We start from the raw sequence: 25,479 nt of genomic DNA on the forward strand, positions 1-25,479 counted from the left end.
CGCCTGCCGCCCGAAGCCGCGTGGCACCACGGGGGTGGACGCAGCAATCGGCACGGCTTCAGTCAAATGGCAGGCCTAGGTTCGTGCGGCGTTTCCGCTGGTGGCTTACCGCGTCCGCAGCCGAATGCCGACCCGGAAAGCCCGCCCGAGCAGATCGCTGTAGGTGCTGTTCGCCGCGAGGCCGGTTTCGGGAAGAATGATCGGGTCCGCGTCGAACACATTGGTGACGTTGACGAAGAACTCCCCGTCGCCGCGACCGAGCGCGTTGAACTTCGAGGTCAGGTTCAGATCGACGTAGAACGCACCGGACACGGTGTTGTCGTCAGTCGTCGGGCGCTGCGTTGTCGAAACCGGGCAGCCGGTCTGACATTCGATCTGGTCGGCCCGATATCTGCCCGCGCTCACGCCGCGTGCCACTCCGGTGATCGAGAAGCTTGGCGCGTCGTAGGTTGCGCTGAAGCGATAGATCCACTTGGGCGTGCTGGACTGGCCGCCATTCACGCCGACCGTATTGAGCGGCACGACGTTCGCGATACCGGTGTCGATGATGTTGTCGATGTAGCGTGTGGCCACGCCGCGCAGCGCGATGCTGCCATCGGCGCCGGCAAAGAAGGTTTCCAGCGGCCGGCGGTAGGACGCGTCGAAGTCTACCCCGCGCACGAGCCGGCTGGCGAAGTTGAACGGCTGATTGCGCAAAAGGATACGCGCCGAACTGTTCGGATCAGGGGTGATGGCGTCGCAATATTCCTGGATGCCCTCGAAGCACCGATCGACGATGTCCTGCGCGGTGAGGAAGTCGATGACGTCCTCCATCTCGATGCGGAAATAATCGACCGAGGCACTGAAGCCGGGCAGGAAACGCGGCGAGACGACGGCGCCGACGTTGAATGAGTCGGCCTTTTCCGGGCGAAGGTTCGGATTTCCCGTAGCGGTTGCCGAAAAGGAAATGCTCGAGCCATAAACGAGGGAACCCGGCCCCGGGTTCTGCTGGCCTTGAACGAAGAACGGGTTGCGTACCGCGTCGGTGTTCGACGAACCCGCCTGGAACAGCTCGTTGAGGTTCGGAGCACGAACGTCCCGCGAGCGAGTGACCCGGAACCGGATGTCGTCGATCGGCTGCCACGTGGCGCCGGCCCGCCAGGTGGTGACATAGCCGGACGTCGAATATTCCGTGGCGCGTACTGCACCGTTGAATTCAAGCCCGAAGCCCAGCGGCACGACCGTCTCGAGATAAGCTTCCTTTACGTCGTATCGGCCCTTGCTCGGCAGGTAATTGCCGACCGACCAGGCGTTCAGGGTCGTGATACCTCCGGTCGGATTGGGTGTGATCACCGGCTGAAACTCGGCGGGAACGAAGCCCCTGATCTTCTCCTCGCGATATTCGCCGCCGACCGCGACGCTCACGTCGCCAGCCCAAGTTGCGAACGGCGTGAACGACAGGTTCGCGCCCGTAACGAACTGCTCGATAACCTGGTCGCGAAAGGGATCGCCGAGAATGTAGTCGATCGCCGCCGGATTCGCGACGCCAATCCCCAGCCGATTGAGCGGCACGCAATTGGGATCATTGTTGCTGGGGTTTGCGTCGGCATTGATGCGACAGACGATCGGGCTGGAGGTATTGCCCGGCACCGAGAACACGGCGTCAACCGCTTGCGCGGTCCGCTGTGTATGCATGATGTTGCGCAGCTGCTCGTGCAGATCGGCACGTCCATATTGTCCGAATACGTCCCATCGCGCCGGACCACGGAACAGGTCGAACTCGCCTTGGGCGCCGAGAACATAGCGCTGCACCTTGCGCACGTTGTTCGCGACACGGAATGGAAGGTCGGCCGCGGTGGTGCCGATCGTGACGGCGGTGATCCCGGCAAGCTGTTGCGGCCCGAGCGCCAGCAGGAGGTAAGCGTTATCGGGCGCGAGCGTGCTGGCCCCCGCAGCACCGGTACCGACATTGTTGCGGTTCGGCGTGGTCGTGGTCGACGCGAGATTTGGGCCAGAATTGAAGAACACCTCCTGCCAATTGTACGAGGCCTCGGCGAACAGCTCGACGTCGTCAGTGACTTCGAAGCTGAGCCGTCCGAAGACGCCATGACGATCATCTTCCGGGTCAAGGCCGATGCGGCGCCCGGAATCGTTGATCCGCCAATCGCCGCCCTGCGTGAGCGTCGGCGGGGAGGCGCCGGTGGGGGATGGAAAGGTCAGCGCGCCGTACTGGAACTGGTTCACCGACCCGCCCTGGCCGAAGTAAATGCCGCGCAGGCGGTTCGCGGTGCCGCCGGCGGAATTCAGAATGATGCTGCCTGGGGTGGAGTTGGTCGGCCCGACCTCGCTCCGGACCAGGAATTGCGGGACGGTGTTGTTCGTCGTCGCATTATAGGCCGGGTTCGTGATCCGGACGATCCCTCGCTGGTTCCACTCGCGGTCCACCTGGAAGATGCCGTCGCGGTGCGCGATCTCGCCGCTGACGATGAAGTGTCCGCGGCCATCCGCAAAGGACAGGCCTGCAGCCACGCCGGCCGAGTAATTGAACGCATCGCCATAAGTGGTGATGCCGCTGTCGGCCTGAACCGTCAGGCCCGTGAATTTCTTGTTGAGGATGAAGTTGACGACGCCGCCGACGGCGTCCGAGCCGTAGCTTGCCGAAGCGCCGCCCGTGACCACCTCGACGCGGTCAATGAGCAATTGCGGGATCGTGTTGACGTCGACCAGCCCGGTGATCGTCGAGGCGACCGAACGCCGCCCGTCGAGCAGGACCAGCGTGCGGACCTCGCCCAGGTTGCGCAGGTTGAGCGCGTTGATGCCCGCTTGGCCGCTGCTTAGGTTGAGCCGCGAGTTGGACGGCCGGGTCGATCCGGCGAGCGCGGGCAATTGATTGACGAAATCGGCAACGTTGTTGCTGGGCGACGTATTCTCGATGTCCTCGCGCGTCAGCACGGTGAGCGGGGTCGGGGCCTGGTAGCCGTCGCGAACGATGCGCGTGCCGGTGACCACGATGCTCTGATCGGCATCCTCGGCGGGCGCCTGGCCTGCGTCCGCGGCGACCGTCTCGGCTGGCTCATCTGCATCGGCCGGCACCGTTTGCGCCAAAGCGCCGCTGGCCATTCCAAGCGCAGCCAGGCTGGAGAAGGCCAGGAACGCGCTCTTGCCGCGTCCAAGCGTCGATCGATTGTTCATGTTGGTCCCCTTACGTGGCCCGGCCTCCTGCTTGCTTGGATGCCCGCCGCCCTCTCGCTTGTTATTGCATGCCCGGCATCTTTCGCGCCGGTTTTTTTCGCATGGTCTCAGCGGAACGTGCCGGGCCGCGCCGATGACCGTCAATGGCTCCTGCGGTACCATTGCTTTGCTAGGTCATAGACGCAGATTATGGCGTGGCCATAGCCTGTATCTATGGCCGGTCGAGCGGTTCAATGGAGCGCATCCTTCGGCGCAAAGGTAGCTTGTCGCCGCACCCCAGGGGAATATGCCGATGCTCAGCCGCCGATCGTTCCTGCTAGGCTCGGCCGCCACCCTGGCGCTCCCGACCACGGGCTGCCGCCAAGCAGGGCACACGGCGCTATCGCCTACGCTCCAGGTATCCGCCGCTGGCCTGTCCGCTCCCGTGGAGATCGTCGACGACCCCTATGGCGTTCCCCACATCCGCGCCGCCTCGATCCCGGATGCCTTCTTCGGTCAGGGGTACGTTGTCGCCCGCGATCGGCTGTTCCAGATCGACTTCTCGTACCGGCGCGAAATGGGCCGGATGGCGGAAGCCTTCGGAGCCGATTTCGCCAGCCACGACGCGCGGGCGCGGCTGCTCCATTTTCGCGGCGATCTGGACGCGGAGTTGGCAGTCGTGCCCGAGAACATCCTGGCCTGCGCGCGCGCTTATGTGGCCGGGATCAATGCGCGCATCGACGAGGTGCTCGCCGAACCTGCGCTGTTGCCCCTGGAATACGGCATTCTGCGCGTCGCACCCCTCAGGTGGGACCTGCGGGACCTGGTTCGCTCGCGTGGCTCCGTAATCGGCGGGACCGTCGAGGACGAGGTCCGCCGCGCCCAGTTAGCGGCCATCGGGCTGCTCGAACTCGACCAGGTCATGGCGCCGCTTCGCCCGGCATGGACGATGCGAGTGCCCGAGGGACTGGACCCTAAAAGCGTGTCGGAGGCCGATCTGGGCGTGCTGGCGCTTGGCGGCATGCCGCTCGAACTGCTTGCCCCGCGCGATCCGGTCGCACGCATGAACGCGCGCGCAAATGCCGGCAGCAACGCATGGACGATCGCGCCGAATCGAACCGCAACCGGCCGGCCGATCCTCGCCAACGATCCGCATCTCGGCATCGGCGGTTTCGGCCCGCGTCACGTCGCGCATCTCAGCGCGCCCGGCCTCGACGTGATCGGCGGCGGCGCGCCGGGACTGCCGGGGATCATGCAGGGGCATACGGACCGCTTCGCGTTCGGCCGAACGAACTTCCATATCGACCAGGAGGACCTCTTCATCCTGGAGCTGCATCCGGAGGATCCCGAGCGTTATCGACACGCCGGCGGTTGGCGGCGTTTCGAGAAGATCGACGTCTCGATACCGGTGAAAGGGAAGGCGCCGACGATCGCCACCTTGCGCTACGCCGTTCAGGGGCCGGTGATCTCCCACGATCCGGCAAAGCGACGCGCCACCGCCCTTGCCGCAGTAGAGTTGCAGCCCGGCGCCAGCGGCGCCTTCGCGATGATCGCGATCAATTTGGCGCGGGATTGGGCAAGCCTGCGCGACGCCTTCCGCTTCCACCCATCGCCGACCAACTTCCATTATGCCGACGTGGAGGGCAATCATGGCTGGCAGGTGATCGGCTTCATTCCGGTTCGGCGCCGGGGCGAGGGGCTGCTGCCTGTGCCCGGCGATGGCCGCTACGACTGGACCGGGATGCGCGACTTTCGCGCGCTGCCGAGCGAGTATAATCCCGCCAAGGGCTGGTTCGCCTCCGCCAATCAGAACAATCTTCCGGCAGGCTGGCCGCGAGAGCGGATACCCGCTTTCTCGTTTCGCGAGCCATATCGTTACAACCGGATCGTCGACGTGCTGTCGGCGCAGCGCAAGCACAGCCTGGCCGACAGCGTCGCGCTTCAACACGATACCCTGTCGACGCCGGCGCGGCAGCTGATTGCGTTACTCCCCATGCGCGGTTCGCAGGGCGCACAGCCGGCGATCGCGATGCTGCGTGGATGGGATGCGCGGATCGAGGCCGGCAGCGCGCCCGCCGCCCTGTTCGAGCTGCTGTGGCGTGAGCTCGGCGACCGCATGCTCGCCGCGATCGTGCCGGAACGGGCGCGCCCGCTCGTCACCGACATCGCGCCGTCGGTGCTGCTTGAGCTGCTCGCCCGCCCTGACAGGCGGCTGGGCGCCGACCCGGCCCGGACCCGCGACGCCATCTTCGATGCTGCCCTGGTCGCCGCCTGGAACGGCGCGCGCGAGCGGCTCGGTCCCGAGCCCGCCGCCTGGCGCTGGGGCACGCTGCATCAGGTGCGCATCGCGCATCCGCTGTCACGTATTCCCGCCATCGCCGCGGCCTTTCCGGCGATCGAGGGCGAAGGATCGGGGGGCGACGCCTACACCGTCATGGCGCGCGGTCTCCGCGAGGGGGCGAGTTGGCAGACGACGAGCGGCGCCAGCTACCTTCAGGTGATCGACGTCGGAGCGTGGGACAATTCGCTGATGCTCAATCTTCCCGGCCAGTCCAACGATCCGCGCTCGCCGCACTATCGCGACCATTACCGCCCTTGGGCCCGCGGCGAGATGCAGCCGCTGCTGTTCAGCCGCCGCGCCGTCGACGCGGCCGTTATCCGTCGCACCACTCTGCGGCCGGCGCGAAGCCTGTCATGACCTGCAGCCGTTCTCAGCCCCCAAAGCTTCTGACCTCCGCGCGAGGCTGGCCAGCCTGTTTCCGATAGCGCACACGCAGCGCGTATTTCACTTCCGTCCCGATGTTCCGGCACATATCAGCCGACTATCGGCAGGCGTCGTCGGCGAGGGACAATGGTAGGGTGAAGTGAAGCGTTCCCGAGCTTCAGGATATGTGGGCGCGGTCCTCGTTGCCGGCGCCGCGGTCGGGCTTCGCCTGGCGATCGATGACTATGTCACCGGTATCCAGTTCATCACCTTCTTCCCGGCGGCCATCCTGGTCGCGTTCATGTGGGGCACCAGGCCCGGGCTGCTGACCGCTCTGCTATGCGGAATCGCGGGATGGTATCTGTTCCTGGAACCGCTGCGCTCGTTTCGCATACAAAGAAGCCGCGAGATCATCAGTCTCCTGACCTATTTCGGCATCAGCGGCTTCATGGCGATCGCCACGGGAGGCCTGGTTGCCGCCCGAGAGCGGGAGCGGCAGACGGCCAAGACCCTGAAGGAAAGCGAGGAGCGCTTTCGCGCTGTCGTCGAGCAGATGCCGATCGGCGTCATTATCGCGAAGGTCTCGGACGGAGAAATCGTCACCTACAATCGCGCTGCCGAAGATCTGATGGGGCATCCGGTGCTGGGAGCGAGGATCGAGGAATATGGATCCTATGGGGCGATCCACGCGGAAGGCGCCCCGTACAACCCTGAGGATTACCCGACCGCGCGGGCCCTGCGGGGAGAAACCGTCTGCGCGGAAGAGATCAGCTATCGGCGCGGTGACGGAACGCTGACCTTCCTGTCCGTGGCCGCCACGCCCGTGATGGGCTCCGATGGTTCGACCGAACTCGCCGTCTGCACGTTCACCGACGTGTCCGAGCGCAAGCGCCAGGAGGAGCATCAACGACTCCTCATCCATGAACTCAACCACCGAGTGAAGAACACCCTCGCCATCATCCAGGCGCTGGCGCAGCAAACGTTCAAGCAGGATGCCGACGTGGCGCAGGCGCGCAGTGCCTTCGAGGGACGGCTTGCTGCATTGTCCAGCGCTCACGATGTGCTGACGGAGCAGCGGTGGGAGGCGGCGTCGCTGGACGAAATCGTGGAACATGCCGTGCGCCCGGTCAGCGTGAGCAACGATCGAGTGGAGATCGCCGGCCCTCGGGTGCTGCTTCCCCCGAAGACCGCAGTTTCGCTGACGATGGCCATACACGAACTCGCCACGAACGCTCTCAAATATGGGAGCCTCTCGACAGCAAAGGGCAGGGTTTCGGTCCGTTGGAATGTCGATCGGGATGTACTCCGGATCGAGTGGCGCGAACGTGGGGGTCCGCAAGTAAAGCCGCCTACGAATCGCGGTTTCGGGACCCGGCTACTTGAGAGCGGACTGGCGTCCGAGCTTCGCGGCACCGTCCGCATGTCGTTCGAACCGGCCGGGCTCGTATGCACCCTGGAAGCTTGCATTCCCGAAGTGACGGAGTGAACCTGCTGGCGGCATGAACAGCCGGCGCCGCTTCATTCGCCCGGCCGGAACCAGCCGGTGATCGACAGGCGCGGCTGCGGGCAGAACGGCGCAACCAGGCTGACGCTGTGGTCCTGCGGGACAGCGAACAGGCTGAGGCTGTTCATGCGGGGGATAAGGCCGCGCGATACGTCGCCGTTCTTGTGGAACAGGAGGAGACCACCCCATTCCGGCCGCCAGGTCTCGGTAAGCCCGAGCACATAAGCCGCGATTCGGCGGCTCCCTTCGCGCTTGTCGTGATGCTCGGTAAGAAAGTGCCCGGCGCGGTAGCGGGTCGCCTGCACGTCGGCGAAGTCGATCTCCGAACTCCCGGTGAGTGCCCGGAATAAGCTGATGACCGGCGCGCTGGACATGAACGCGGAGAATGCTCCCAGCACGGTGTCGCGCTCGGCAATCTGGTCCTGGTGAACGACGGCTTTGATCCGGTCGTAGGCGTATCGAAACCCTTCCGTGTCGAAGGGCTCGGCCGATTTGCTGAACCCCGCGATCTTTGCGCGCCGAGCTTGGCTTGCGCATTTTGGTCGAAGCTCAACTCGGCCTTTGCCGCCGTTCGAAGGGCGAGCGTCCAGTCTTCCCGGCCCAGCAGGTGGTCTCGTAGCGCGAGGGCTGACTCGGAATGGAGGAACGGCTGCAACTGAACGAAACCGTCGGCCTCGTACTTCCTGCGAGCCTGCGCAGGATCGATGTCGGGGTGCAGTCGAAAGTCCACACCGCTTCGTAGCGCGGGCGAACGGCTCCGGCGAGACCCACGGGGCATCCCGAAGCGGCTGCCAGGCAGGCTATACCCCCAATTCCGGCGCCCGCCGCCGATCCCGATAGCTGCCATTGGTTAGCAACAGTCTGGACGTGGGACTGGCTCACGTCGGAGCCGTGCCTTCATAGGGGCGCCCTTTTCGAGTGGGTGAATCTCGGTATGTCGCTGCTGGGGGCTGAGAGGCGCCCTAATCAGGTTGCCTCTCGGCGGAGCGCCTCCGAACTCAGCTTCCGGGGCGCTCTTTCTTTGGAACTTTCCTTGAGGATCAAGGGTATACCCGCACCCCCCCCCGGTGGTCAGCCCCCCCCCCCGCTGATCACCACCAAGCCCCGGCCGGAAACGGCTGGGGCTTTTCAATTTGCGACATGCGTGCTTCGGGACCGCTATGACCGAAGAAGACTTTTTAGCTCAGGCCGCTGCTCATCGTGCCGCAGCGGCCGACACCAGCCTCGCCAATCGTCGCGAGATGCACGAGAGATCGGCAACGTCCTGGGAGGCAATGGCCCGGGGCGCAGCCGATACGGCTGAACGAGCGCTCGTGAATGAGAACGCAAAGGCGCAGGTGAAGAAGGGTGCCGTCTAGAGCTCGCAGGGAGGTCCGTCGGGCCGCCATACGCGAGCAATGCGCTCCAACATCGGCTATCCCGTGTAGGACGGACGAGCTAGGGAAAACGAATGGCTGACCTGTACATGAAGGCGCTTGAATCCGAGCGAAAAAGTCTGTGGGCCGCGTGTCGGCTGAAGGGCCTCGCGCGGGACACGCCAGAACGGCTACGGATAGCCGAGATCGATGTCTTGCTCGCTGATCACAAGCGAAAGAAGAGCGGCTCAGCCGGCGATCAGGGGCGCTAGATCAGGTCGCTGCGATATCAGTCAGAACCTTTCCGGCGCCCGAGCCAATGCGCTGTCTCATCAGCGTTGCTTCTTCGCCGTGGCGGCGGTGAAATCGGGCTCCTTTTTCGCCACCCAATCGACGAATTTGCGCACGTTGGGGTTGGCCAGTAGGCCATCCACATCCATTCCATGGCGTTGCAGCTCGGAATTGCTGAAATTAGCGATCAGCGTCTGCTGGCAAATGGAGTGCATGGGAACAACATCACTCCCGCCCCGGCTTTTTGGCACGGGATGATGCCATATTGTGGTCTTGCCAGTAGGCCGGCCACAGAGCCAGCAGAGGATCACCGCCTCCGGCGCGTCATCCTGCTGATGCGAGCCTTCGTACGGACCATGTCTTGGATGTTTTCGGGCCATGCGTCGATCTGAATGCCTAAACGTGCGGAGACCACCTATAGCCGTGGCGTCAACATGAAATCACCCAGTTCGACCCTTCTCCAGCTCGGCTGGAAGCCGTTTTTCAGCAATCAATTATCTGCCGAGGAGGACGGCAGGTACCGACCTGTGCGCGTGATGTCCGTCCATCGCGGGATGGTGACCGTCCAGGGTGAAGGGCTCGAGGAATCACTGTCGTCCAGCCTACCTGTGTCCAAGGGGGCTGAAGACCGACCCACCGTGGGGGACTGGTTACTGGTGGACCGGGAGAGCCGGAACCTTGTGCGTATTCTGGACCGGACGAGCTTGTTCAAGCGGCCGGCCCCTGGTGACGACCGCAGGCTCCAGCTCATTGCCGCAAATGTCGATACACTTTTCGTCGTCACATCGTGCAACCGGGATTTCAACGTCGCCCGCATCGAGCGCTACCTCGTCGTTGCACGTGAGGTTGGGGTGCGTCCTGTTCTCGTGCTCACTAAAGCCGACCTAACGACGGACCCCAGGAGCTTTCTCGAGACGGCGCGCGCACTTCAGCCAGGGCTGCAGGTCGAACTGATCAATGGGCGCGAGCCTGAGAGCGTGGCTCGCCTGGCTGCCTACTGCGGCGTCGGCGACACCGTCGCGCTGGTTGGATCATCGGGTGTTGGCAAGTCGACTCTCGTCAATACGATGAGGGGGTCCGATAGCATCGCAACGCAGGCTGTCCGCGAAGATGACGGCAAAGGCCTTCACACCACCACCGTTCGAGAAATGCACCGCCTTGGATTCGGCCCAGAAGGAGGCGGCTGGCTGGTGGATACTCCCGGCATGCGGGAACTGCAGATGTCGGAAGTCACCGCTGGCGTTGCAGAGGTGTTCGAGGACATTGTCGCGATCACTCTTCAGTGCCGGTTTACCAACTGCACCCATGCTGACGAGCCGGGCTGCGCAATCAAAGGCGCCGTTGCACAAGGAACGCTTGAACCTGCGCGCCTAGACCGGTGGCGCAAGCTAGCCTTCGAGGATGGGCTGAACACGTCGGTGGCGGAGAGCCGCCGTGCCCGCCCCAAAAAGGTCGCCAAAAAGAAATAAGGGTGGCTGATGCGGCGCGTTCAGGCAGCGCCTGGCCGGGCAGAGCCTAGCGGCAGGTGGAAAATCGGTTTAGGTGTTTCCATCGGACATTCACGGGCTCGGACCATCATGTCCAAACCAACCTTTCGGAGCAACCGTCACGGCACGCAAACCAAATTACGACTTCGAGCGCCGCGAGCGCGAAAGAAGCAAGGCAGCCGATGCCGCTAAGAAGGCGCAGGCGAAGGCAGACAAGAAGGCATCCGGGCAAGGAGAGCCCGGCACTGAACCTGATTCTTGAAGTCTCAACTATTTGCCGGACTTTTGAGATCTCGCGCACGAACCTGTGTGGGTCGGATCGGAACTCCCATGACTAGCGGCCGCCCCCTTTTCCATCTTCGGGACGAGACAGCGAATCAAAGGTTTGTGGAACATCGATCGCACCGCGCTCTTCCTTCGAGCACAGGAGCATGATGACCCCACAATTCCGAGCAAATGCCGACCCGAAACTCAAGGCGCGGGTCACTGGGAGCCGGGCCATGATCTACGAGGAGGGAGCTTCGATCCAAGAGGATCGGCCTGCTCATGTGCGAGCTGCTTCAGGAATGAGCGCTTTCAGGGAGTATCTCGCCGTCATCCAGGATGACGCCAACTGGCTGGCGTTGATCGATGGCGACCAGCGGGTGGTGGCAGTCCCGCTCCCCCCAAGCCCCCACGGAGCCCGGGTGTTCAGCGAGCAGCGGGGAAACAAGCAAGAAAAGTATGACCTCGAAGCCTGCATCACGGTACCCTTCGAAGGAGGGCACGAGTTGATCGGATTCTCGTCCGGATCGCGCAGGGGATGCGAATGGATCCTCCGGGTCAGCGATTCAGGACCATCTACCGACCGCAAAGGTGACGAGGTGCCGGAGAATGCCTTAGCCGGTGATCTGCAAGCGTCATTCCTTGAAGCCGCGCCTTTCTATGATTCGATGAGGGCGAACGCCGCCTTCTGCGGTGCGGGGCTCAATATCGAGGGTGCCCTAACGCTCGACGATGACCGGATCGTGCTCTTCCAGCGTGGAAATGCGCAACCACGGGATGGCTTGCTACCGGTAGACGCGACTGCCGAAGTCTCCTGGGCTGCCCTGGGCCGGCACTTGGCAGATCCGCAGAAAGTCCCGCCGCCGTTGCTTCGGAACATCCGCACCTATGATTTGGGACGGCTGGAGGATGTGCGGCTCACGTTCTCAGACGCCGAGCACCTGGGCGAAGGTCGCGTCCTCTACTCCGCGTCCGCCGAGGACGCGGACAGCGACCGCATTGCTGGGTCGGTTCTGGGCGTGATCGAGGCTGATGGGGCTGCGCGGTGGGCCGAACTCATAGACCTGGACGGCAGCCCCTTCGAAGGCAAGATAGAGGGCCTCACGAGGGACATACGGGACGGGCGCAAGATCCATTTCGTCATCGATGATGACGACGAGGCGGTGCCATCGAAGATCTATGAAGCTCTGCTAAGCGAAACCTTCTTCAGCAGCCGCGGCGCGCAAGTTGCAACAGGATAGCTGCCTTCGAAGTCGCCGAGGCAAAGGCAGGTGGGCCAGAGTGTTAAGGCTCGGTGATCCCACACAAACGCCGACGGGTCAGATCCGATGACAGCGATGTTCGAAGAGATCGATCACCGTGACACGCGGATCGGCGTGCTGAGTTTGCGGAGGCGCCGGCTGACCCGCGACAGCAAGGACATCTGGGAGATCAAGCTCGACGAGGGCTATTTGATGTCGAGCCAGTTCGTTGAAGGGGAAATAGCACTTGCGACACTTGCCCTGAGCATGGTCGCCGGTGACCGGCTCAGGATCGTCGTTGGGGGCTTGGGCTTGGGTTACACAGCCAAGGCTGCCTTGGACGACCCCAGGGTCGCCCATCTTTCGGTGATCGAGTTGATCCCCGAGGTGATTGGTTGGCATCGTGAGCACTTGCTGCCGCTCGGCCAAGCTTTGACGAGCGATCCTCGCTGTACGCTCAAGGAGGGCGACTTCTTTGCGCTGTCACAAGCGGATGAAGGTTTCGGCGATGAGGCGGGACAACTCCAGGATGCGATCCTCGTCGATATCGATCACTCGACGACACATCTGATCCACGAGGCGAGTGCCGCCTTTTACCAGACATCCGCGATCGCATCGATGATCCGCAAGCTTAGGCCGGGTGGCGTCTTCGCGCTCTGGTCATCGGACGAGATCAGCCAGGAGTTCCTGGCCACGATGCGTGCCGCGCTTACGGATGTCCGGGCTGAACGGGTCGAATTCTACAATCCGTATCGCGATGAACCCGGGTTCAACATAATCTACATCGGGCGTAGGGCTTGAGGTCGCAGGTCCACCGGGCCAAGCTTGGATATCTTTGTCATCGGCGCGCAATGACCCCATGAAGGCTCGATCCGACTTTTTTGCAGCCTACTCGGGAGAGCAACGAGAGTGACTTCCGCTACGTCCCAGCCTCATCGCTGGCCCTCCCAGGATCTTCGTCGTGCCGTCGAGGCGGCCGGAATCGCGCTTTGGACGTGGGACGTCGATGACGACAGCTTCACCATGGACGAGCGCGGCTTCGAACTGTGGGGGCTGCCATGGAGAGATCGGGTCACCTTCGAAGAGCTGTCTGCGCATATTCATCCGGCAGATCGAGACCGCGTGCGCGCGGCCTTCTCGGCAACGCGAGGAATAGCGGGGGGTTATGAAACCGACTTCCGCATCATGCTTGGAAGCGAGGCACGCTGGATTGCTTCTCGAGGCCGTGGCGAAGACGTCGGCATCGTCGGAAGGAGCATGTTCGGGATTTTCTTGGACGTGACCGGCCGCAAGCAAGCGGAGGAAGGCCACGAACTGCTCGCCGGTGAGATGAGCCACCGAGTCAAGAACCTGTTGGCAATCGCGACTGGGCTTACTCACATCACCTCGAGGTCAACCTCGACCACGGCCGACATGGCGCGCGAGTTGACGCAAAGGCTGAGCGCGTTGGGCAGAGCTCATGACCTCGTCCGCCCGTTGCCGGGCGGACAGGGCACGGCCGCACTATTGGGTGATCTCCTTTCGGTACTGCTCGCCCCTTATGATGATCTCGGGGCCTTCAGCGGCCGGATCAGAGTCGCCGTCGAACGGATGGGGGTTGGGGAGGCCACGGCAACCAGTCTGGCTCTCGTCATTCATGAACTTGCTACCAATTCCCTCAAATACGGTGCGTTGTCGTCGGGTACCGGGACGTTGGATGTGACCACGGAAACAACGGACACTGAGCTCGCCCTGATCTGGATGGAGCGTGGCGGACCTCCGGTCGAGGCGCCACCTGCGCCAAATGGCTTTGGCAGCAAACTTGTACACCGGAGCGTATCGAAGCAGCTCGGTGGAGCCATAGAGTATGACTGGTCCGTCGATGGACTGATTGCCACGCTTCGGCTCGACCGGGAAAGGCTAGCCTTATAAAGACGGCCCCAGCTGAGCACAAAGCCGCCCCTCGAAACGTAGCGCAGAATTGCCCGTCTTCATGCCACCTGGGCGGACGGGCTACCTTCGATTTGTCTCAGCTCAGATTTGGCTGTCTTCACGGCCAGAGAGTACGGGCGGGAACTCAGTGCGTCGAAAAGCCACTCCGTTCGATTGCGTCCTGCAAAGTCGCTGCCGAGACTGGTTTGCCGAGCATTATCGCGCCTGGCGCCGCCTCTAGAGCGCGCTTTGCTGTGGTTGGGTCAGCATAAGCTGTGATGAAGATGATTTTGGGCGCCTGCTTTGCTCTGAGCTGGCTCGCTGTTTCAATGCCGTCAATTCCCTTGCCCAAATTGATGTCCATGCAGACGACGTCCAGTTCCTGATCTGCGAGACCGGCAAGTGCGTCCTCGCCGTTGGAAAACATGCCGATCACTTCGTGGCCGGCGTCCTCGAGCAGGGCCTCCAGCGTCCAAGCCACGAGAAGTTCGTCCTCAACGATGGCTACTCGCCTGCTTCGAGACGCCGCATGCACGACCCGCCCCGGGCTCGATCGCGATTTCGATGGGTCCTCAGCATTCGTCATCAGGTGCAGAGGGATCCCGGCCGTCCCACTGAGCACAGCCGAGATCATGATTTTGGCTCTTCTGCGGGGAACTCAAGCGTGAAGCAAAGGCCATCACTTTCCCAGTCCAGGCCAGCGGTGCCCGATAGTTCGTGGCCCGCACTCAAGGCGATCATCTTCAGCCCAAAGCCTTTGCGACTTGGCGGTTCGACCCCAGTCATCCCAAGCTCCTTCCAGGTCAGGCGAAGCAAGCCGGGCCCTTCCGCCGTGCTCCAGTTCCAGCTCACCGCCACTTTGCCCGCGGCATGGGCGAAGGCCCCATGTTTAGTGGCGTTAGTGATAAGCTCGTGAAGAACCATGCTGAGGCTCAAGACCTGTTTCGCATTCAAAGCAACGGGCGGCCCGCCAAAGCTTGCCCGCATGTCCCCGGGGAGCGCGTACGGTCCGAGCAGGGCCTCTACCAGGTCCGGGAGGGCCGCGCCCTCCCAGCTGCTGATCGTGAGCATATCGTGACCTCTGGCAAGAGCCTGGAGCCTTCCGGAAAAGGCGACGCCGAAGTCTTCCAGGGAAGAAGACGCTCGCGCAGTCTGGTGAGCCATCCCGGCGACCACCGCCAGCATGTTCTTCACCCGGTGGCTGAGCTCCGCGAGAAGCAACTCTTGCCGCCGGTGAGCCGCCTGTCTTTCGCTGATGTCCCTCAAGAAGCCGAGGAACATGGGTTCGTCGAATTGGCGCGTGAACGTGATGGAGAGTTCGATCGGCACTTCTTCTCCGTCTCGCCTCAATGCGGTGATCTCAAAATGCCTGTCCAGGACGGGCCCTTCGCCGGTGGCTAGGAAGTGGGTGAGACCGCGCTCGTGAGCTTCCCGATGCTGAACGGGAATGATCATCTCACTCATTCGACGCCCGTGTGCCTCATCGAAGGACCAGCCGAAAGTCCGTTCCGCCACGTCATTCCATGCAGCGATGGTGCCGTCAGTCCGCATCACAACAACGGCGTCCAGTGCCGTTTTGAGCACCGCGTTCAGATCAGCCCGTTTGGCAACCTTGGTGTCGGCCATGCCCGGCGCTTAGCTGTGTTAAACTGGTCCTGCCAGCAAAGTCCTTATACCCGCTCGCGCTGATTGCGGCCTACGGCTTGAAAAGACTAGGCAGTAGGACGACGCTGCTGACCTGAGCCGCCCACAGAAACGCAGTTCTCCGACCTCGCGTTTCGGTGTGTCTCTCCGCTCGGTTCGCTCGCGTTGTCGGCTTCTACCATTGCGAGGCGCAAAGCAGATGATCCTCTTACGGCGAGCTCCGGCTGTTCCGCTAAGGCGGAAAGCGACATAGCGGCGGAACATCTGGCGATGGGCCACGCCCCGCGTCAGCCGGGACCCGCCTCCTCGTTGGCGGCAGCCGCGGCGGCGCGGCCACTTCTGTTCGGCGCCGGTTCACGCCATATGCTGAAAACAAGATGTTTCGGAGGACCTATGGCGCGCAGAAAGCCTCTGGTTGTGCCCGGCGGAGAGGCTAACAAACGACGCCGCACCAGGGTGATGTTGCGTAATGGCGAGTATAATGCTGACAAGGTACGGCCGATGATGCGCCTTTTGCGTTTGCTGTTGCTCCTGGGGGGCAGCGCTGCACCGGCGCCGGCCTTGCAAGCGCAGCCCAGCCTGGCCGAGAGCTGCCCCAAGCTGACCAAGGAAGAGATTGCCGGGATCGAGAACTACAAGGGCCAGTTCGCCGAGAATGCGCTTTACGCGCGCGCTTATTGCGTGCCGGTCGAGGAGGCGGAGCGGCGGATGGCGATCCAGCTGCGCGACGCCGTCGGGTCTAAGACGGAACCGGGACCTCCGCCGGCGCCTCCGCAGGACAGTATCGGCGCCGTTGCTCAGGCGCTTGGCGAGAAAGAGGCCGCCACATTCGCCGGGCTGTGGATCCAGCATCAGCCGCGCTATCGTGTCGTCGTTGCCTTCACCAGCAATGCCGCGAAGACCCTTGCAAAATACACGCGCGACGCGCTGTTCGAGCCGCTGGATCGACCGGGCCCAACGCTTGCCGAGCTGACCGAGACTCAGGAGCGGCTTACCAGGATCTTCACGGAGCGGGGGTTCCGCTGGGCCTCGGCCGCCCGGATGGAGCAGCATGGGCAAGTGGTATTCGAGCTGGCTCAGGAGGCAGCGCCGATACGCGCCGCAGCGACTCGCGGCGAGTTCGTCCTGCCGACCTGGGTCGAGCTGAAGGAGCCTCGACCCTTTCCCTATCCAGCACCGCCGTCGCGGCGTCCTGATGACGAGCGGGTAAAGGCGTTCCCGCAGCTCAAACACCGCACCGACATGCAGATAAGCACGCTCGTCGGTGTACCGCCGATTTCCGCGACGCTGGAGCTTCGCAACGGCTGCCTCGTCCTTACCACTGCGACGGATTCGCGGGTCGCGCTGTGGGGCGCGGAGGTGGCTCTCGACCTGTCCGACCCGGCGCGGGCATCGCTCCTGGACCGCCTGAGCGGAGTGCGGATCAGTGTCGGCGAGCGCGTGAGCCTGAGGGGCTTGCAGCCGGGAGTGGAAGAGGCGCGCAACAAGGCGGAGAAAGTAGGGGAGTCTCCAGGCTGTCCCGGCCCGTACCGGGTGGTGAACGGCTTCGAGCCGCAGGCCGCTTACGACGCTCAACGGCGGGAAAGTCGTATCCTGGCGCTGATGAACCAGCATCGGCTAAGCCGCGCCGCGGCGCAGACGCGCTATGCCGAGGAGCGCAGGCGCGTGCCCCTGCTGCAGGCGCTGCGCACGCAGCTTCTGGCAGAGCATGGCGACCTGATCGGCGGGATGTGGATCAACGAAGAGGAAGCCAGCGCGCACCTCTTCCTCCTGCCGCAAGGGCGTTTGGCGAGCCTCGTTCCGGCCGAACTGCGGCCGCACGTGACGAGCCAGACGGTGCCGCGAAGCGGGCGCGAGCTCGAAACCGCCAAGGCAGCTCTGGAAGCGCAACTGGACGCAGCAGGTATTCAGGGGAGCGTGCAGAGCGAAGTCATTGGCGGGCACCTGCTCGTCACCGGCGTCGCCGATCCGCGTGCGCTCTCCGCGGCTGCGGTCGCGGGCAAGGTGACCTTCCCGGCGTTCGCTCGGCTGCAACTGCAGAACGCCATGCTCCTCGGCGGCTATAGCGGCATCGGCATGGAGCAGTTGATGCAGCGCTACGAGCAAAGGCCGGGATTTGATCGGCTTCGCGAGCTGGTCGCGGCGACGCCGGTACTCGGCTATCCGGACCCGAACAACGCTAACATGCGGCCGGCGAACAAGCCGACGCGCGCCCAGTCGCTCGACATCGCCCATTGGCTGGTGGCTTATGGCATCGACGATGCCGATCTGGTGGCGGCGCTGCAGCGGGCGGGCGCGGATCCGATCGACGCGTGGGTCCGACAGAACGGGCTGTCGACGCCCGGCAATCGCGCCATCATCGCCGAACAGGTGGTGGTCGCCGAGCCTGTCGACATCGACATGAAGGATCCAGCCAAGGACGGCTACCGTTCCACCGTCACTTGGCGTGTCGTGGAAACCCTGAAGGGCAGCGCGCGCGTCGGAGACACCTTGAAGCAGCGGCTGATCTCCGGAGAGGATCCGGACGGCAACCTCTCCTTCGGCATGGATGAGCCGCTGCTTCTGCCCGGCTTCCCGGACTCGCTGGAGAAAGGAAGCCGATGGTTGCTCCATTTCTCCCCCGGCCTCTACCGGCATCATTCGCTGCTGGTCGGCGGTCAAGGCGTGGCGCGGCCGGAGATGTTCGTCTCGTGGCAAGCGCCGGCAAGGATCAGCGACGGCAAGGTTCATGCTTCATCGGACCAGCAGCCGGTCACGCTCGACGTGCTCCGGGCCAAGATCGCCCCGGTGCAGCGCGCATTCCAGCACGCGGGCGCCTATCGCAGTGATGCAAGGGCGGGACGCTGATGCACCGCTGGTGATGGGTTGCTGCCCCGCTCGCGATCTTCAAGGCCGCGCCCGGTCAAGGTCAGGCTCGACCGGACGGTTCTTAAGGCAATCCACGGCGAATGGCGGCGCGGGCGAGAATGCTCTGGGCATCGCCTTCAGCGGCTATTCGATCGCCGAGATCGGTCGGATGCGGGGCGCGGGTATCCACTCCAGGCAGGGGGCCGCTCTCCGACCTTGAGCTGGTCCGGAGACTAGCATGAAGCCGCGTGAACTACTTGCAAAAGCCACTGTGCCGGGCGGGGGATATCTCAGCCTGTTTAGGCGCGGGGAGGACTTTATGATCGTGCTCGGCCGCAACGAGCTCATGAACAGTCGGATGAGCGGATCGGAAGAAGCGCTCGCCACGATGACGCTTGAACGTCTGCCCTGGCGAGGAGCGCCCCATCTCCTTATCGGCGGATATGGCATGGGCTTCACCCTGCGCGCGGCACTGGCGGCGCTCCCGACCGACTCGCGGGTTACGGTCGCGGAACTCGTGCCCGAGATCATCGAATGGGCGCGGGGACCGATGGCCAATTTAGCGGCAGGCTGTCTGGATGATCCACGCGTAAGTCTTGTCGAGAGCGATGTCGCAACCCTGATTCGCGAGGCAGACGGATGCTTCGACGCCATCCTACTCGACGTAGACAACGGCCCGGATGGGCTCTCCCGGGTGGCGAATGACGGGCTCTATTCGCCTCAGGGCTTAGCGGAGGCTATGGCGGCCCTCAAGACGGGAGGCACACTGGCCATCTGGTCGGCGGCACCTGACGACCGCTTCACCCGCCGTTTGGTCCAAGCCGGCTTCGCAGTTGAGCAAGCAGCCGTCCGCGCGAGAAGCAACGGAAAGGGGCCACGGCATTTCATCTGGTTAGCCATTCGCCGCTGACAGCGTCTCGGCTCCGTCTCCGAAATTCGTCGCGAAGCCTATAGAAAGCGAGCTTGTCAGGCTCCGGGTGCAAACCAAATCGCTCGAAAAATGGTGCTACGTAGTCCCTCCCGATATTGCCATCGGAGGGGTTTGCACCTCCAGAACCTCGTCCCACTAGTTCACGTCGTCGGGCGGGCTGATCGGCGGGCCTGGGCGTTCGATCTCTCCACCTCGCGAGCGGGAGGCGAATGAGAGACCCGAGTCGGACATGATCCAGTCCGCCTCGCCAGGTTATGCTGCCGACCAGGCCCTCGGAGCAGGTCCACCGCTCGGCAAGCCTAGCCACCGAGAACATGCCTGGAGCGAGGCGTTCCCGACTCGTTTGTACCTCAGCGTTATCGTCGCCTAGGCCAGGTAAGCAGGAATAGCGATAAACTGGCGCGCCCGGCAGGACTCGAACCTGCGACCCCAAGCTTAGAAGGCTCGTGCTCTATCCAGCTGAGCTACGGGCGCCCGTGCGCGATCTTAACGCGGATCGGGCAACGGCGAAACCTCGCGGCGCTTACACCTCCACCCCGTTGAGCAGGGCCCAGATTGCCGCAACGATCTCGTCGACCGAGAAAGGCTTTTGCACAACGATGCTGTTGGGTACGCCGCGCGCGGTCCAATCGCGGCTGGCGAACCCTGTCGTGTAGACGATGGGAAGATTGGGTTTCAGCTCCCGCGCCCGTTGCGCCACGCGCCAGCCGTCCAGTTCCGCGCCCAGATTAACGTCTGTGATCAGCCCCGCGAAATCATGTTTGCCGGCCTCCAGTAGCGCAATGGCTTCGTCGCCGCTCCGTGCGCGAACCACGGTATAGCCGCCTTCTTCCAGAGAATGCTCCGTCATCTTGAGCACAATCTCCTCGTCGTCCACCACGAGAAGTGTCGCATCCTGCTTCAAAACTGGTCTCCTGTTGGAATCCGACGCGCAACTTTTTTGGAGTTTGCGGTCAAAGCGGCGTCCAGCGAATTGCGCAACACCCACTTGTGCGGAGGATCGCGACCGAATGAGGGGCCATGAACGACTTCAGCCGACGCTTTCGAGCAGACCCTCGAAGATTCTGCGCCCGTCGGTGCGTCCATGCGCCGGCTCTACGGCGCGCTCGGGATGCGGCATCATTCCAAGCACATTGCCGGCTTCGTTGACGATACCTGCGATGTCGCGGGCAGAGCCGTTTACTTCGCCCGAATAGCGAAACACGATCCGGCCTTCTCCTTCCAGGCGATCGAGCGTTTCCGGATCGGCCTGGTAGTTGCCGTCATGATGGGCGACAGGAATCGTGATCCGCTCGCCGGCCTCGTAGCGACTTGTGAAAGCAAGCTGGCTGTTCTCCACGCTCAGAGAGACGTCCCGGCAGACGAAACTGATCGTCGAATTGCGCATCAGGGCGCCGGGCAGCATCCCCGCTTCGGCCAGGATTTGAAAACCGTTGCAGATGCCGAGCACCGACACGCCCCGTTCCGCTGCCCGAGCGACCTCGCGCATCACCCGCGATTGTGCCGCCATCGCGCCCGAGCGCAGATAGTCGCCATAAGAAAAGCCCCCCGGGACACCGATCAGGTCAAGGCCCTCCGGCAGATCGGCTTCGCGGTGCCAGACCATGACCGGCTCACGCCCCGTAACCTCGCGAAGCGCAACTGCCAGGTCCCGGTCGCAATTGGAGCCGGGAAAAACCACGACCGCGCTTTTCACGCCCGTTCGATCCGGAAGTTCTCGATGACCATGTTGGCAAGCAGGCGCCGGCACATCGCCTCGATGTCCCCATCCGCGACTCCTTCGTCCAGATCGAGTTCGATCAGCTTCCCCGCACGGACATCCCTGACGCCGTTGAAGCCGAGCCCCTCCAAGGCGTGGTGAATGGCCTTGCCCTGCGGATCGAGGACGCCGTTCTTCAAGGTCACGTAGACGCGGGCTTTCATGGGGCTCCCGTTGCGGTGGAAGGCTGGCGAGCCTATGGCCGGTAGCTGCAAAACGCACAAGCTTCACGGCCCGTTTACTACTCTGGTGGCATGCCTCTGTTCCTGTCGGAGGATCGAAGGCAATGGTGCCGCTCGCGCTTGGCTGTTTCCTGGGAGTGTTCCTGTTCGGCGGGCAGCTGCTCGGCTGGCACGATCCCGACGGCAAGATCAAGCTCGGGCTGTTCATGGTCTTCGTGTTCGGCCTTATCTGCGGCTATCGCGCCCGCTGACGCCAAGCCTTGCCCGGAAGCTCTCCGACGCTTACCTTTCCGGAATGACCGAAGCCCAGGAGATCGCGCTCACCCCCGCCGCTGCGGCCCGGGTCGCCGCCATCGCAACGCGACAGGGCAAGGCGCCGATCCTTCGGCTCTCGGTCGAGGGCGGCGGCTGCGCTGGCTTTCAGTATCGGTTCGGTCTGGCCGACGGCATCGAAGCCGACGATCGTTCAACCAGCCAAGACGGCGTGACCCTGGTGGTCGACGAGATCAGCCTGGATCTGGTCCGCGGCTCGGCCGTCGACTTCGTCGAATCCCTTGGCGGAGCCGCATTCCAGGTCACGAATCCGAATGCCGCCTCAGGGTGCGGCTGCGGAACCAGCTTCTCCGTCTAGCCAATCCGCATCGTCCTCGGCTTTACCGGATCGACCCCGCCGATCGGGCGTTAACCAGGCCGGGCGCACTGCCTTGTTCTGTGGGGACGCGCGATGAAAGGGAGATTGCTGACCTTGGGCCTCTGCGCGGTGCTGCTCGGCAGCGCGACCGTGCCCGATGCAGCACCTGCCGATGTCCACACCTCGGCCGAGCGGCCATCGCAGCCTCAGCTGCCGTACGAGTTCGCTGCGCTCGCCTGGCCTGCGGTCGTTTCCACCCCGAAGGTCGAGCCCGCTTCCACGGCAGCTGCAGAGCCACCGCCAGCTGATCGCGGCGTGCGGATCCTGGTGAGCCTGCCCCAGCAGAAAGCCTGGGTTTTCGACGATGGCAAGCTGGTCGATTCCTCGCCGGTCTCCACGGGTAAGCGTGGATACGCGACCCCTGCGGGAACCTTCCCGATCCTTCAGAAGAAGGTGCATCACCGTTCCAACAAGTACAGCAACGCGCCGATGCCTTACATGCAGCGGCTCACGTGGAGCGGCGTTGCGCTTCACGCAGGGCATGTACCCGGCTACCCCGCCTCGCACGGCTGCATCCGGTTTCCTCGCAAGTTCGCCAAGCGGCTTTATGGCCTGACGGACTTTGGAACGAAGGTCATCATTACGCGCCAGAGCGCCCGCAGCGCGCAAGCGGCGCTGGCGCTGATCGGCGACCATCCGCCGAAACTCCGGCATGACGTGGCCCTGGCCGCGCGCTAAGCGCAGCGGATGAAGATCGTTACCTACAATCTGAACGGTATTCGCGCCCGCCTGCCGCGGCTCATCGAATATCTGGAAGAGCAGAAGCCCGATCTCCTGTGTCTCCAGGAGATCAAGTGCGCCGACGAATTGGTCCCGAACAAGGATATCGAAGCGGCGGGCTATCAGGCGCTCTGGCATGGTCAGAAGGGCTTCAACGGCGTCGCTATACTCGCCCGTGAAACGCCGAAGCTCCGACGCATTGGCTTGCCCGGAGATCCGGACGACCTTCAGAGCCGCTATATCGAGGCCGAGCTCGGCGACGTGGTGATCGCCTCCATCTATCTGCCAAACGGCAATCCGGTCGGGACGGAGAAATTCAGCTACAAGCTCGCCTGGTTTGATCGACTGACCGCCCATAGCCGCGAGCTGCTGGCCGAGGAGCGTCCGGTGGTGCTCGCCGGCGATTGGAACGTGATCCCCACGGATGAGCCTGACGACGTATTCTCGGCAAAGGCGATGGCTCATGACGCGCTGATGCAGCCGGAGAGCCGCGCTGCGTTTCGTCGGCTCTCAAATCTCGGCTGGACCGACGCGATCCGCGCCCGCTACCCGGAAGGCGCGATCTATACCTTCTGGGACTACACGGCCGGCTGCTGGCAGCGCGACGCAGGCTTCCGGATCGATCATTTCATGTTGAGCCCGCAGGCTGCGGATCGCTTGCTCGATGCCGGCGTCCACAAGGATTATCGCGGCCGCGAGAAAGCCAGCGATCATGCCCCGACCTGGGTCAGTCTTGCCGATACAGAGGGCTGACCGGAGCTCCTGCACCGCTTTCTCACAAATTGACCACGGGCGGCGCGATTTCAGATGCATGTGGCTGGATTAGCTGAATGCTCATGCAACTCCGACCCTTGGCGCCGCCCCCGAAAGCGGCCGCTTTCAAGAACCGCAGCTTCCTTGACCGGCTCGGCTATGCCGTTGCTGGCATAACCATCGTCTTCAGCCGCGAGCGGAGCTTTCGGACCCAATCCGCTTTCGCCGCTGGTGTTTTGGTGGTCGGAGCGCTTTTGCCTATCGGTCCGCTCTGGGCGGCATTGGCCGCTCTGTGCGTCGGCATGGTCCTGGCGCTCGAGATGATCAACGCGTCGCTCGAATATTTGATGGACCTGCTGCACCCGGAGGTCGCCGAGGAGATCAAGCATGCCAAGGATGCTGCAGCAGGAGCGGTGCTGATCGCGAGTTGCGCGACGGTGGCTGTGGGGTTGCTGATGCTAGTTGCGTGGTTGCAACTCTCCTGAGCCGCCGATTATTGCGGCTGCGCATCCACCTTGGGTGGCGGCACGGGATCGCCTGGCGCATGCGGCTTTGCTCCCTTGCTGCTGTCGGCCGGGGCTTGTGGGCCGCTCACCGTACCTGCCTGGGCATTGCCGCCGGCCGCTAGCGCCTCCTGGGGGCTTGCGCCGTTGTCGATCGCCTGCTCGACCGCTTGCGCCGCCGCCGGGTCCATCTCAGTCGTCGCTTCCTCGACATCCTCGATCGAGTTGGTGGGGGCGTCCTGGCCGCCGCCGCACCCGGCGAGCAGGAGCAGGAATGGGAAGGCAAAGCCGGCTTTCATGACGCGTGCTCCTGTTCTGGCCGCACCTGAACGAGAAAGCCCGCCAAGGGTTGCCTAAAGCGCCTTCTCGTAGATTCGGTAGACTTTGTTGATCTTGCTCTCGATCGTCTCCGCGATCGAACGCATGCCTTGGTTATCCTCCAGGATCCAGCCGATCTCGCTCCGGGTGGCCCCGTATCGGGCGACAGAGTCGCGGCGAATATATTCTATCATCATGAAAGCGAGCTGACTTGCGAGTCGCGTCGCCTGCAGCCGCTTCACAACCCCCATCAGCGGCACCCGCATCGTCCGGACTTTGGGGTTGCGCAGACGAAGCAGCAGCTTCGCCCAGCCGAACGGGAACAGCCGCCCGTTCAGGTCGCGGGTGAATTCGTTCAGGTCCGGCAGGGTGATCATGAAGGCGACCGGCTCGCCATCCACCTCGGCCACTCGGATCAGGTCCTCGAAAACGATCGGCTTCAACTTCTTGCCGGCATAGGCGATCTCTTCGTCCGACAAGGGGACGAAGCCCCAATTGTCCGACCAGGCATCGTTCAGGATACCGAGGATCAGCGCCGCTTCCTCTTCGAACCTTTTCTTGTCGACATGCCGGATCCGGATGCGCTCATTGCGCTCGCCGCTGGATACGATGCGCTGGATGAGCGGCGGCAGCGGCTGCGTTATCTGCAGCTCGTAGGTGTAGAGATCCTTGACCCCGCTATAGCCGGCAGCCTCGATCCAGTCCTGATAATCCGGCTTGTTGTGCCCCATCATCACCGTCGGAGGATGATCGAAACCGCTGACCAGCAAACCCGGCTCGTCCCAGATCGACAGGCTGTACGGTCCGATCGCGCGGTGGCAGCGTCGCCCGCGCAGGAAATCCTCAGCCCGGGCGATCAGTTCGGCCGCGACTCGGGCGTCTGCCGCCTCGAACATTCCCCAATTGCCGGTTCCAGGTCCGCCCCCTTGCTCCACCGGCATGGCAATCACTTCTTGGTCGATCTGGGCCGAAATGCGCCCGACCACCTGTCCATCCCGCTCGGCAAGGAACAGTCGCGCCTCGGCATGCTCGAACCAGGGGTTGGTACGCGGGTCGATCAGACCATGCACTTCGGTCTTGAGCGGCGGTATCCAGTTCGGGTCGGCTTGGTTGAGCGTCCAGGCGAGATCGACGAACGCTTTTCGATCGGCGGCCTCCTCGACCGGGCGGATGGTCACCGGCGAAGCGGACAGGGCAGGGGACGCGCTCATGTCGCCATCACTA

Annotated in this window: 24 protein-coding genes and 1 tRNA gene; 14 read left to right on the top strand and 11 right to left on the bottom strand. The window is 63.4% G+C overall.

Translation table 11 applies throughout. From position 1 onward, the window contains the following. Window positions 1–105: 105 nt before the first annotated feature. Window positions 106–3,171 carry a TonB-dependent receptor plug domain-containing protein gene (locus tag VF631_RS08535; protein ID WP_431849866.1) on the bottom strand — a complete coding sequence of 1,022 codons (3,066 nt, stop codon included), beginning with the start codon at window positions 3,169–3,171 and terminating at the stop codon, window positions 106–108. A 292-nt stretch (window positions 3,172–3,463) separates the two neighbouring features. Between VF631_RS08535 and VF631_RS08540 the strand changes: the two genes are divergently transcribed. Both VF631_RS08540 and VF631_RS08545 read left to right on the top strand, forming a co-directional pair. Further along, complete coding sequence (locus VF631_RS08540; protein ID WP_431849867.1) at window positions 3,464–5,848, top strand: penicillin acylase family protein; 2,385 nt, start codon at window positions 3,464–3,466, stop codon at window positions 5,846–5,848. Window positions 5,849–6,041: 193 nt separating this feature from the next. Then, a complete protein-coding gene (locus VF631_RS08545; protein WP_431849868.1) occupies window positions 6,042–7,340 on the top strand; it encodes a sensor histidine kinase in 1,299 nt (432 codons plus the stop codon). 32 nt (window positions 7,341–7,372) lie between these two features. Here VF631_RS08545 and VF631_RS08550 read toward each other — a convergent pair whose 3' ends face one another. Then, window positions 7,373–7,756 carry a 2OG-Fe(II) oxygenase family protein gene (locus VF631_RS08550; RefSeq protein ID WP_431849869.1) on the bottom strand — a complete coding sequence of 128 codons (384 nt, stop codon included), beginning with the start codon at window positions 7,754–7,756 and terminating at the stop codon, window positions 7,373–7,375. A 762-nt stretch (window positions 7,757–8,518) separates the two neighbouring features. Here VF631_RS08550 and VF631_RS08555 point away from each other — a divergent pair. After that, on the top strand, window positions 8,519–8,716 hold the full coding sequence (locus VF631_RS08555; RefSeq protein ID WP_431849870.1) for a hypothetical protein: 198 nt from the start codon (window positions 8,519–8,521) through the stop codon (window positions 8,714–8,716). Window positions 8,717–9,045: 329 nt separating this feature from the next. Here VF631_RS08555 and VF631_RS08560 read toward each other — a convergent pair whose 3' ends face one another. Then, a complete protein-coding gene (locus tag VF631_RS08560) occupies window positions 9,046–9,384 on the bottom strand; it encodes a hypothetical protein (RefSeq protein WP_431849871.1) in 339 nt (112 codons plus the stop codon). A 12-nt stretch (window positions 9,385–9,396) separates the two neighbouring features. On the opposite strand from VF631_RS08560, the gene rsgA reads away from it, so the two are divergent. The 4 genes from rsgA to VF631_RS08580 all read left to right on the top strand — a co-directional run bounded on the left by rsgA (window position 9,397) and on the right by VF631_RS08580 (window position 13,907). After that, window positions 9,397–10,473 (top strand): ribosome small subunit-dependent GTPase A, encoded by a 1,077-nt coding sequence (rsgA, locus tag VF631_RS08565; protein ID WP_431849872.1) that lies wholly within the window; start codon window positions 9,397–9,399, stop codon window positions 10,471–10,473. 518 nt (window positions 10,474–10,991) lie between these two features. Next, a complete protein-coding gene (locus tag VF631_RS08570; protein ID WP_431849873.1) occupies window positions 10,992–11,996 on the top strand; it encodes a DUF6929 family protein in 1,005 nt (334 codons plus the stop codon). 87 nt (window positions 11,997–12,083) lie between these two features. Then, entirely contained in the window at window positions 12,084–12,797 is a 714-nt protein-coding gene (locus VF631_RS08575) for a hypothetical protein (protein ID WP_431849874.1), read from the top strand. 108 nt (window positions 12,798–12,905) lie between these two features. Beyond that, the gene (locus VF631_RS08580) at window positions 12,906–13,907 is read left to right on the top strand and encodes a sensor histidine kinase (RefSeq protein WP_431849875.1); all 1,002 of its coding nucleotides are present in this window, start codon (window positions 12,906–12,908) and stop codon (window positions 13,905–13,907) included. Between the two features lie 145 nt (window positions 13,908–14,052). On the opposite strand, the gene VF631_RS08585 is transcribed toward VF631_RS08580, so the two are convergent. Both VF631_RS08585 and VF631_RS08590 read right to left on the bottom strand, forming a co-directional pair. Then, window positions 14,053–14,541, bottom strand: coding sequence for a response regulator (locus VF631_RS08585; RefSeq protein WP_431849876.1), 489 nt, complete (start codon window positions 14,539–14,541; stop codon window positions 14,053–14,055). Further along, on the bottom strand, window positions 14,538–15,533 hold the full coding sequence (locus VF631_RS08590; RefSeq protein WP_431849877.1) for a sensor histidine kinase: 996 nt from the start codon (window positions 15,531–15,533) through the stop codon (window positions 14,538–14,540). Before VF631_RS08590 ends, VF631_RS08585 begins: the two co-directional genes overlap by 4 nt. Before the next feature lie 579 nt (window positions 15,534–16,112). Here VF631_RS08590 and VF631_RS08595 point away from each other — a divergent pair. Continuing rightward, window positions 16,113–18,398: a hypothetical protein gene (locus VF631_RS08595; protein WP_431849878.1), complete on the top strand. Its 2,286-nt coding sequence runs from the start codon at window positions 16,113–16,115 to the stop codon at window positions 18,396–18,398. A gap of 238 nt (window positions 18,399–18,636) precedes the next feature. Beyond that, window positions 18,637–19,308, top strand: coding sequence for a spermidine synthase (locus VF631_RS08600; protein ID WP_431849879.1), 672 nt, complete (start codon window positions 18,637–18,639; stop codon window positions 19,306–19,308). Window positions 19,309–19,726: 418 nt separating this feature from the next. Here the strand turns inward: VF631_RS08600 and VF631_RS08605 are convergent. From VF631_RS08605 to purS, 4 genes are all read right to left on the bottom strand, one after another. Next, window positions 19,727–19,803: transfer RNA gene (locus tag VF631_RS08605), tRNA-Arg, on the bottom strand. A 49-nt stretch (window positions 19,804–19,852) separates the two neighbouring features. Next, the gene (locus VF631_RS08610) at window positions 19,853–20,233 is read right to left on the bottom strand and encodes a response regulator (protein ID WP_431849880.1); all 381 of its coding nucleotides are present in this window, start codon (window positions 20,231–20,233) and stop codon (window positions 19,853–19,855) included. A gap of 126 nt (window positions 20,234–20,359) precedes the next feature. Next, window positions 20,360–21,025 (bottom strand): phosphoribosylformylglycinamidine synthase subunit PurQ, encoded by a 666-nt coding sequence (gene purQ / locus VF631_RS08615; protein ID WP_431849881.1) that lies wholly within the window; start codon window positions 21,023–21,025, stop codon window positions 20,360–20,362. Next, window positions 21,022–21,252, bottom strand: a complete 231-nt coding sequence (gene purS / locus VF631_RS08620) for a phosphoribosylformylglycinamidine synthase subunit PurS (RefSeq protein ID WP_431849882.1) — start codon at window positions 21,250–21,252, stop codon at window positions 21,022–21,024. The genes purQ and purS overlap by 4 nt, the downstream gene beginning before the upstream one ends. Window positions 21,253–21,374: 122 nt before the next feature. Here purS and VF631_RS08625 point away from each other — a divergent pair, with 122 nt between their 5' ends. From VF631_RS08625 to VF631_RS08645, 5 genes are all read left to right on the top strand, one after another. Continuing rightward, a complete protein-coding gene (locus VF631_RS08625) occupies window positions 21,375–21,521 on the top strand; it encodes a hypothetical protein (RefSeq protein ID WP_431849883.1) in 147 nt (48 codons plus the stop codon). A 44-nt stretch (window positions 21,522–21,565) separates the two neighbouring features. Continuing rightward, a complete protein-coding gene (locus tag VF631_RS08630) occupies window positions 21,566–21,901 on the top strand; it encodes a HesB/IscA family protein (RefSeq protein ID WP_431849884.1) in 336 nt (111 codons plus the stop codon). Window positions 21,902–22,030: 129 nt separating this feature from the next. Then, a complete protein-coding gene (locus tag VF631_RS08635; RefSeq protein WP_431849885.1) occupies window positions 22,031–22,639 on the top strand; it encodes a L,D-transpeptidase family protein in 609 nt (202 codons plus the stop codon). 9 nt (window positions 22,640–22,648) lie between these two features. Next, window positions 22,649–23,434, top strand: coding sequence for an exodeoxyribonuclease III (gene xth, locus VF631_RS08640; protein ID WP_431849886.1), 786 nt, complete (start codon window positions 22,649–22,651; stop codon window positions 23,432–23,434). Between the two features lie 98 nt (window positions 23,435–23,532). After that, window positions 23,533–23,919, top strand: a complete 387-nt coding sequence (locus VF631_RS08645) for a diacylglycerol kinase (protein ID WP_431849887.1) — start codon at window positions 23,533–23,535, stop codon at window positions 23,917–23,919. 8 nt (window positions 23,920–23,927) lie between these two features. Here the strand turns inward: VF631_RS08645 and VF631_RS08650 are convergent, their stop codons facing one another. Further along, on the bottom strand, window positions 23,928–24,236 hold the full coding sequence (locus VF631_RS08650; protein ID WP_431849888.1) for a hypothetical protein: 309 nt from the start codon (window positions 24,234–24,236) through the stop codon (window positions 23,928–23,930). 54 nt (window positions 24,237–24,290) lie between these two features. Then, entirely contained in the window at window positions 24,291–25,466 is a 1,176-nt protein-coding gene (locus tag VF631_RS08655; protein ID WP_431849889.1) for an N-acetyltransferase, read from the bottom strand. Between the last annotated feature and the right edge of the window lie 13 nt (window positions 25,467–25,479).

The sequence above is a fragment of the Allosphingosinicella sp. genome, assembly GCF_036387615.1.
Classification (GTDB): Bacteria; Pseudomonadota; Alphaproteobacteria; order Sphingomonadales; family Sphingomonadaceae; genus Allosphingosinicella.

Coding starts and splice junctions, on each gene's coding strand:
- VF631_RS08560 (WP_431849871.1), bottom strand. CDS start 9,384: ATGGCCCGAAAACATCCAAGACATGGTCCGTACGAAGGCTCGCATCAG.
- VF631_RS08585 (WP_431849876.1), bottom strand. CDS start 14,541: ATGATCTCGGCTGTGCTCAGTGGGACGGCCGGGATCCCTCTGCACCTG.
- VF631_RS08625 (WP_431849883.1), top strand. CDS start 21,375: ATGGTGCCGCTCGCGCTTGGCTGTTTCCTGGGAGTGTTCCTGTTCGGC.
- VF631_RS08570 (WP_431849873.1), top strand. CDS start 10,992: ATGATCTACGAGGAGGGAGCTTCGATCCAAGAGGATCGGCCTGCTCAT.
- VF631_RS08575 (WP_431849874.1), top strand. CDS start 12,084: ATGACAGCGATGTTCGAAGAGATCGATCACCGTGACACGCGGATCGGC.
- purS (WP_431849882.1), bottom strand. CDS start 21,252: ATGAAAGCCCGCGTCTACGTGACCTTGAAGAACGGCGTCCTCGATCCG.
- VF631_RS08650 (WP_431849888.1), bottom strand. CDS start 24,236: ATGAAAGCCGGCTTTGCCTTCCCATTCCTGCTCCTGCTCGCCGGGTGC.
- VF631_RS08535 (WP_431849866.1), bottom strand. CDS start 3,171: ATGAACAATCGATCGACGCTTGGACGCGGCAAGAGCGCGTTCCTGGCC.
- VF631_RS08630 (WP_431849884.1), top strand. CDS start 21,566: ATGACCGAAGCCCAGGAGATCGCGCTCACCCCCGCCGCTGCGGCCCGG.
- rsgA (WP_431849872.1), top strand. CDS start 9,397: ATGCCTAAACGTGCGGAGACCACCTATAGCCGTGGCGTCAACATGAAA.
- VF631_RS08555 (WP_431849870.1), top strand. CDS start 8,519: ATGACCGAAGAAGACTTTTTAGCTCAGGCCGCTGCTCATCGTGCCGCA.
- xth (WP_431849886.1), top strand. CDS start 22,649: ATGAAGATCGTTACCTACAATCTGAACGGTATTCGCGCCCGCCTGCCG.
- VF631_RS08540 (WP_431849867.1), top strand. CDS start 3,464: ATGCTCAGCCGCCGATCGTTCCTGCTAGGCTCGGCCGCCACCCTGGCG.
- VF631_RS08655 (WP_431849889.1), bottom strand. CDS start 25,466: ATGAGCGCGTCCCCTGCCCTGTCCGCTTCGCCGGTGACCATCCGCCCG.
- VF631_RS08590 (WP_431849877.1), bottom strand. CDS start 15,533: ATGGCCGACACCAAGGTTGCCAAACGGGCTGATCTGAACGCGGTGCTC.
- VF631_RS08600 (WP_431849879.1), top strand. CDS start 18,637: ATGAAGCCGCGTGAACTACTTGCAAAAGCCACTGTGCCGGGCGGGGGA.